Origin of the sequence: Frankia sp. R82, from assembly GCF_023716925.1 — a bacterium.
Taxonomy (GTDB): Bacteria; Actinomycetota; Actinomycetes; order Frankiales; family Frankiaceae; genus Frankia.
This window is the reverse complement of the sequence record NZ_JAMQQG010000232.1, coordinates 1-7,653: the sequence shown is the minus strand read 5'-3', so window position 1 is coordinate 7,653 and position 7,653 is coordinate 1. Positions and strand designations below refer to the sequence as shown.

Here is a 7,653-nt window from a genome sequence, read left to right as displayed (position 1 = left end):
CGTGACCCCCCGTACGCCGAGGCCGAGCTCGCCCGCCGCGGCGGCGACGTCGCGCACGGCGGTGGCGTGCAACTGCGGGTCGCGGACCACCCCGCCGGCACCGAGGCGTTCGCGCCCGACCTCGAACTGCGGCTTGACCAGCAGTACCAGGTCGGCGTCCGGGGCGGCGCAGGCGCGCAGCGCCGGCAGGACAAGCGTCAGGGAGATGAACGACAGGTCGCCGACGACGAGCTCGACCGGCTCCCCGACCGCCGCCGGGTCGAGCGCCCGGGCGTTGGTCCGGTCCAGTACCCGCACCCGCGGATCGGCCTGCAGCCGCCACAGCAGCTGCCCGTAACCGACGTCCACGGCGACGACGGACGCCGCACCGTGGCGCAGCAGCACATCGGTGAACCCGCCGGTGGACGCGCCCACGTCCAGGCACCGCCGCCCCGCCACCACCAGCACCGGCCGTGTTCCCACCCCGCATGCCGGTCGCTGCCCGGCCGGATCGGCCACGGACAGGTCGGCCACGGACAGGTCGGCCGGTTCCGGGTCACCGGTCGGCTGGTCGGGGTCGGTGAGCGGGGGGACACCGAAGGCGGCGAAGGCGCCGAGCAGCTTGTGCGCGCCGCGCGACGCCCAGCCCGGGTCGTCCCCCGCGGCCAGGGCGATCGAGGTGGAACCGTCGACGACCGTCGCCGCCTTGGTCGCCGCAATGCCACCGACGAGGACCCGACCGGCGCCGATCGCGGCGACCGCCTGCTCCCGGCTGCGGACCATCCCGCGCCGGACCAGCTCCCGGTCGAGGCGCACGCGACGCGAGGGCATGCCCACGACCCGGTTCAGCGCGCCGGACGGGCCGCGCCGGACGCCGCCCCGCCAACAGATGCCGCCCCGCCAGCAGATGCCGTCCCGCCAGCAGATGCCGTCCCGCCAGCAGATGCCGTCCCGCCGGAGCCGTCCAGGTCCGCGAGGGCCTCGGCCAGTAGGCGGTTCATCTCCTCGAAGACCTCCACGTGTGCCGACGTCGCCAGGACGTCGAGGGTGTCCAGCCGGACGAGGGCGTCCTGGATCTCGGCGGACAGACCGTCGGTGTTCACTCTGTCAGCCTCCCGCACTTTCGGTCGATGATGCGATGGTCCGCCGGGACAGACGCCGTGCGACGCATCTCATGTGTGGATCGTCCGTGGCTCGCCGCGGCGGTCAGCCCCGCTCGTCGGGCGGGCGCAACGAGGCGCAGCCGGGCGGACGCTCGTCGGCGAGGCGGTGCACCCGCGCACCCGCGTCGAGGGCCGCCCAGCCGACGGCGCACGCGGCCCGCAACGCATCCAGCCCGTCATCCTGCGGCCCGGTGTCCACCCCAGGTCCGCTCCCGCTGCGGCTCCCGCGCTCGCCCTCGCGCTCCTTCTCGTCCGCGGCGCCCCGGCCGGACGCACCCGCCTCAGACACGGACGACCAGGTCAGCGTGCCGTCCGCGAGGCGGGCCGTCCAGGCACCGCAGGTGGCGGCAAACCGCCCGCCCCGCGCGTCGTCCGGTGCAGGTGCGACCAGGACGGCGCCGGACGCGGACCGCAGCAGACCACGCAGGTCGTCGGCGACGAACGTGGGACGGTGCTCGGGCGATGCGGCGAGCAGCTCCGCGGGCGTGGTCACACCGGTGAACACCAGCAGAGTCGGCGTGCCCGACCGGGTGCCGGCCTCGATGTCGGTGTCCAGACGGTCGCCGACGATGATCGGGGTACGGGCACCGCTGCGACGCATCGACTCGGCGTGCATCGCCGCCTCCGGCTTGCCGGTGACCAGCGGCTGCTGGTCGGTCGCGGCCGCCAGCAGCGCGGCGATCGAGCCGTTGCCCGGCGCGATGCCCCGCTCGGTGGGCACGGTACGGTCGGCGTTGCTGGCCACCCACCAGGCGCCGGCGCGGATCGCGTAGGCGGCCTCGGCGATGCGGGCGTAGGTGAGCTCCGGGTCGAAGCCCTGCACGACCGCGACCGGATCGTCGTCGGCCCGTTCGACCGGAGTGAGCCCCTCTGCGGCGACCGCCTCGCGCAGCCCACGTCCGCCGAGCACCAGCACCCGGCTGCCGGCGCCCAGCCGTCCGGCCAGCACATGGGCAGCGGCCTGGGCGGAGGTGACGACATCGGCGGCCCGCGCCGGCACGCCGAACCCGGTCAGTCGGTCCGCGACCTCGCCCGGTGGTCGCAGCGCGTTGTTCGTGACGTAGACCGTGCGCAGCCCGCGCCGCCCGGCCTCGGCGATCGTGTCGGCGGCGTGCGGCACCGCGGCGCCGCCCCGGTTGACCACTCCGTCCAGGTCCATCAGCGCGACGTCGAACAGTTCGACGAGCGCCTGCCGGGTGCCCTGCAGCGGCTGGCGCCCCGTCCGGGCGGAATCCGCTGCCGTGCCGGGTGCGCTGGTGGGATCGGATGCGCTGATGGCAGCGTCCGCTCTGACAGCCACGAATCCCTCTTCTCTTCTCGCCACGATCAGAAACTGCCCCGATCACACCCGGGCTCGGTCGACCGAGCAGCTGGTCAGGGCGGCCAGCCGGCTGGCCGGTCAGGCGCGGGCGAGCGCCGCGCGGGCGCCGCGCAGCGCGACACCGTAGTGGCTGATGTCCGGGCGCATCGCCACCGCCAGGGCCAGATGCTCCACGGCGGCCCGCAGGTCGCCGACCTTGCGCGCCGACAGACCGAGGCCGAACTGGGCGTAGTCGTCGGTGGGATGCCGCTCGACGATCCAGGCGAACGTCTCCCGGGCGGCCAGGAACTGCCCCGCGCTGAACTGTGCCCGGCCGAGCGCCTCGCGCACGCTGGGGGACGCCGGCTCCGCCGCGACCGCGTGCGCGAGCAGCTGCACCGCGGCGTTCGCATCGCCGTGGCCGAGCAGCGCCATCCCCCGGGTGTACCAGTCGTAGACCTCGCCGGCAGGGCCCGAACGGGCCCCCTCGGTCCGCTGATCCCCCTCGCCGGACCCGTTTGCCTCATGCGCGCCGTTGCTCGCATGTGTGCCGTTCGACGCATGCGTGCCGTTCGACGCGCCGGCGGTTGGGGCAACGTCCCGGTCCGGGATGCCCGCAGGGACATCGTCCGGTCCGTGCGTCGGGCGGCTGGTCTCGTCAGCCATCTCCACCTCCACGACGTTGGCGAACACCTCTCGGCAGCCCGCTGGCAGACCTACTTCCTGCGAACCAACACCGCAGCACCCATGGGCACTCCCGGGCGCCTCTCACCGGCCCGTTTCCAGTGTCGTCGCACGTCGTCCCGGAGACCCCCGGATCGGATAATGATCACTTTCGTGGCGTGGCGGCGGTCCGCTCCGAGCAGGCGGCCACCCGCTCTAGCATGCGGCTCATGGCGAACGCCGACCTCTGCGCACCCGACCCCCCTGCACCCGACCCGGGCGGGCCCACCCCGGGCGCCCCCGGGCCGGCTGCCCCCGCATCCGTCGAGTCCGGACGGGCCGAGTCCGTGCCGGTGCCAGCGCCCGCGGGCCTTGTGCTGGCACCGATCCGGGCTGCCCGGTTCGACGTCGGCGGGGCGGCCCTCGCGGCGCGGACGTCACCGCCCTACGACGTCATCGACGAGGCCGAACGGGCCCGGCTGTGGGCCGGCGACGAGCACAACGTGGTGCGTCTGATCCTGCCCGGCGAGGACTATCCGGGCGCCGCCGCCACACTGCAGGCCTGGCTGGAGGCCGGGGTGCTGCGCCGCGACGAGCGGTCGGCGCTGTACGTGTGCGAGCAGGAGCAGGACGGGCACGTCCAGCGGGGTCTGATCGGCGCCGTGGCGCTCGCCGACCCGGCGGCCACCATCATCCTGCCGCACGAGAACACCATGGCCGGCCCGGTCACGGACCGGCTGGCCCTGACCCGGGCGACCCGGGCCAACCTCGAACCGATCTTCCTGGTGTACGCCGGCGACGGCGAGACCAGCCGGCTCGTCTCGACGGTCGTCACCACCGCCCCGGCGGTCGAGACCACCACCGGCGACGGCGTCATCCATCGGCTGTGGCTGGTCGACGACCCGGCGACGCTCGCCGCCATCGCCGCGGACCTGCTACCGCGCCGCGCCGTGATCGCCGACGGTCACCATCGTTACGCCACCTACCGGCAGTACCAGGCGGAGCGGCACGCCGCCGGCGACGGCCCCGGCCCGTGGGACTTCGGCCTCGCCTTCCTCGTCGACGCGACGGTGTCCGGCCCGCAGGTGCACGCCATCCACCGTTCGATCGCCGCTCTGCCGCTCGCCGAGGCCGTCCGCCGCGCCAGCGGGCCGTTCACCGTGCGCCCACTGACCGGCCCGCCGCCGACCCTGCTCGACGAACTGGCGGCGGCCGGCCGCGACGGCCCCGCCTTCGTCCTCACCGACGGCGCGTCGGCTCATCTGCTTACCGCGCCCGATCCCGCCCTGCTCGCCCGCAGCCTTCCCCGCGACCGTTCCGAGGCCTTCCGGCGCCTCGACGTGACCATCGCCCACCTCGCACTGATCGTGGACGTGTGGGGTCTCCAGGACACGGTCGAGGTCGTCGACTACCACCACGACGCACCGGCGGCGATCGCGGCGGCAGCGGCCTCCGGTGGGACGGCACTGCTGCTCAACCCCACCCCGGTCGCGGACGTCACCGCCGTCGCGCAGGCGGGTGAACGGATGCCGCGCAAGTCGACCCTGTTCACCCCCAAGCCGCGCACCGGCCTGCTGCTACGCCCCCTCGACTGAGGTGTCGTCCGAGGTGTCGTCTGAGGTGTCATCCACGATGTGCCGGCCCGACGGGTCGTCGCCGGCCGGGGAGTCGTCGACTGCCTCGAGGTCCTCGTCCTCGACGCCGTCCTCGTGCTCGACGCCGTCATGGCCGAGGTCCGCGTCCGGCGGATCGAGGCGGCTGTCCGGATCGAGACGGTTCTCGTCGAGGTCGAACGCGTCGTCCCCGTCGAGCAGGGCCTCCCTATCGAGCAGGGCCTCCCCGTCGAGCAGGGCCTCCCCGTCGAGCAGGGCCTCGTCCTCGGACGGGTCCGCCTCGGTGGGGGTCTCGTCCTCGGGCATCGGCTCGCCGGTGGTGATGAAGTAGGCCCGGGCCGCCGCGTCGGTCTCGCCGTCGTCGATGGCCGCGGTCGAACTGAACCAGCGGGCCGCCTCCGCGTCCCGTCCGGCGGCGAGCAGTGCCTCGGCGTAGGCGTACCAGAGTCGGGGTGCCCACGGCGGCGGGGTGCCCTTGAGCGTCGCCAGGTCTCGCAGCAGCAGCACGGCGGCATCCGGCTGGCCCAGGTCACGGCGGGCGCCGGAGACCACGATCAGCAGCTCCGCGCGGGCGGCCGGGTCAAGGCTGTCGGCCTGGGGGTCACGCAGATAGGCGATCGCCCGGTCGGCCCGGCCGAGACCCCGTTCGCTGTCCGCCATCAGGGGCAGGTTGTGGGCCGAGCCGTCGATGCGTCGGGCGGCGCGCAGTTCCAGCAGGGCGGTGGCGTATTCACCCGCATGGTAGGCAGCGATACCGACTGCCTCCCGGACGGCGGCAAGCCGCGGAACCCGGTCGGCGGCGGCCCGAGCGTGGTTGAGCGCCGTGACCGGGTCGTCGTCGAGCAGCAGAGCCGTCGCGACGAGATGACGGGCGATCGTGTCGGCAAGGCTTGCCGGCAGGCCGCGCAGTGACCGTCGAATGTCGTGGTCCAGCAGGTCGGCACGAGCCTCGTCAGGCAGCGGCGGCGTGACGACGCGTGGGCGCCGGCTGCCGCCCGCTTCGGCCCGTTCCGGCCGTCCCGGCCGATCTCCACGCTCGGGTCGTCCCGGCCGGGACGACCGGTCCGGACGACCCGAGCGATCTGGCCGGGTGGGTCGATCCGAACGCACCGACCGCTCGGGCCGGGACGACCGCTCGGGGCTGGACGACCAGTCCGGCCTGGCGGAACCGTCCGACCGGGACGAGCTGTCGGAGCGGAACGGTCGCTCGGGACGAGAGGACTGCTGCGGGCGGGACGTACGGGCGTCGTTGCTGGGGCGCGCCGCCCCGGTGCGCTCGGACGACCCCCCGTCCCGGCGGGGACCGGCCGCGCGATCAGGTCCGGCCGGACGCTCGGGCCTCGCCGTGCGCTCAGCCCCGGTCGACCGCGCCGACCAGTCCGTCCTCGCCGGCCGCTCCGGCCGTGCGGACCAGTCCGGCCGGGCCGGTCGATCCGTGCGGTCTGACCGTTCAAAAGTGCGGCCTGGCCGGTCCGAGGTGCGCTCCGGCCGGGCCGACGTGCGGTCCACCCGGGCCGCCCGGTCCGTGGACCGCTCGGGACGATCCGGGGCACGATCCGGTCGCACCGACCACGGCGGCCGTCCCGCGCCCTCACCACGGTCGGGTCGGTCGGGTCGGCCCCGATCCGAACCGGACGGACGCCGGTCCGCACCGGGGCGCCCACCCCGCTCGTCGCGGGAAGGAGCCGAAAAACGACCGTCCTGCCCAGAACGGCGAGGAGCGTCCCGCCGATCATCTCGACGGTCGCCGCCGTAGCCCCCGCGTGAGCCACGCCCGTCGCCGTCCGAAGAGAACGGACGCCCCGAGGGCGCGCCCGGACTGACCCGATCGGTCCGCCGCGCACGCCAGGCCGCCTCCGCAGCCAGCTTGGTCCGGCCGCCACCACTGCCGCCGCCGGCCGCCGGCCGGCCGCCGGCGCCACCACCAGCACGATCACGGGAAGCAGGGGCCCGGGAGAACCGCGTGTCACCGGACTCCCGAACACGGCGATCAACCGGCCCACCCGAACGCTCGGACCGGTCCGCACCAGCAGGGGCGCCCTGCCATCTGCCCCGTTCGGCGGGCGGACGACCTGCGCCACCACGATCGCCACCACGGTCCGGTCGGCCGGCCCGGTCCGCACCACCCAGCGCGCCGCCCGATCCGGGCCGGGCCGGGCCACCACGTGTCGTCGCCTCGAACCGGCGCACCTGCGCCGGCCGGGCGCGGCCAGCGCCGCCAGCCGCATCGGAGCGCCCGCCCGCCCGTGGAGCGCCCGACCAGCCGCCTGATCCACCCGATCCGCGCCCCGCCCCGCCAGATCCGCCCGATCCCCGCGCGGAGTCACCGCCCCGGGCCGACGCGCCTGCACCGCCGCCGCGGAAGGGGCGTGCCGGAGCTGCACCACCGTCCCGGCCGGACCAGCCGCCGCGGCGCTGACCTCCGTCAGGTCGCCCGGACCGTCCGGCCCCAGCGGACCGTCGCCGGTCGCCGCCGTCAGCTGTCTCGTCCCTTGCCATGAACGGTTGTTCCCCTCGTCTACCTGCCACCACTGGTCTACTGCAGGCACCACCGGTCTGCCGCGGTGCTGTCACAGCACGCACCCGCATGTCACAGCACCCACAGTTCACGCCCACACCGCAGGCCAGAGCAGGCCCCGCGGCCGTGCTGCCGCCCGACGACCCTGCTGCGCGACGACCGGATCTACAGTACGGGGAGGGTCAAGTCGGGCCCCAGCACGGCCGTCCTCCGACGGGCAGGACCCACGGTCTCGACCACCCGGCGCCTGGACTCCCAGCGCAACGACCAGTTCACGGGCCCGGCAGCAGCGGATGGTCCGGCACAGTGGACGCGGTTCGGTCGGACGAGCAAGAAAAATCTGTTCCGGAGACAGGTGTGGGGCCGTCCCGAAAACGAGACAGCCCCACAACCTGTATATAAGTCCGGCGGCGTCCT

6 protein-coding genes are annotated in these 7,653 nt (G+C 74.8%); 1 reads left to right on the top strand and 5 read right to left on the bottom strand.

Translation table 11 applies throughout. The features are described 5' to 3' along the window. From ND747_RS19105 to ND747_RS19090, 4 genes are all read right to left on the bottom strand, one after another. The coding region (locus ND747_RS19105; RefSeq protein ID WP_251735118.1) for a TlyA family RNA methyltransferase at positions 1–810 on the bottom strand (810 nt) is incomplete at its 3' end. Between the two features lie 14 nt (positions 811–824). Then, positions 825–1,082 (bottom strand): hypothetical protein, encoded by a 258-nt coding sequence (locus ND747_RS19100; protein WP_251735116.1) that lies wholly within the window; start codon positions 1,080–1,082, stop codon positions 825–827. 103 nt (positions 1,083–1,185) lie between these two features. After that, positions 1,186–2,442 (bottom strand): HAD-IIA family hydrolase, encoded by a 1,257-nt coding sequence (locus tag ND747_RS19095; RefSeq protein ID WP_374216272.1) that lies wholly within the window; start codon positions 2,440–2,442, stop codon positions 1,186–1,188. 99 nt (positions 2,443–2,541) lie between these two features. Continuing rightward, the gene (locus tag ND747_RS19090; RefSeq protein ID WP_374216274.1) at positions 2,542–3,054 is read right to left on the bottom strand and encodes a tetratricopeptide repeat protein; all 513 of its coding nucleotides are present in this window, start codon (positions 3,052–3,054) and stop codon (positions 2,542–2,544) included. A gap of 272 nt (positions 3,055–3,326) precedes the next feature. On the opposite strand from ND747_RS19090, the gene ND747_RS19085 reads away from it, so the two are divergent. Next, the gene (locus ND747_RS19085; RefSeq protein ID WP_374216273.1) at positions 3,327–4,700 is read left to right on the top strand and encodes a DUF1015 domain-containing protein; all 1,374 of its coding nucleotides are present in this window, start codon (positions 3,327–3,329) and stop codon (positions 4,698–4,700) included. Here the strand turns inward: ND747_RS19085 and ND747_RS19080 are convergent. Then, positions 4,683–5,828, bottom strand: a complete 1,146-nt coding sequence (locus tag ND747_RS19080) for a hypothetical protein (RefSeq protein ID WP_251735110.1) — start codon at positions 5,826–5,828, stop codon at positions 4,683–4,685. The two genes, ND747_RS19085 and ND747_RS19080, sit on opposite strands and share 18 nt — an antisense overlap. Positions 5,829–7,653: the final 1,825 nt, after the last annotated feature.

Bases quoted from the DNA above. Each gene is read 5' to 3' on its own strand.
- ND747_RS19085 (WP_374216273.1), top strand. From the start codon at position 3,327: ATGCGGCTCATGGCGAACGCCGACCTCTGCGCACCCGACCCCCCTGCA.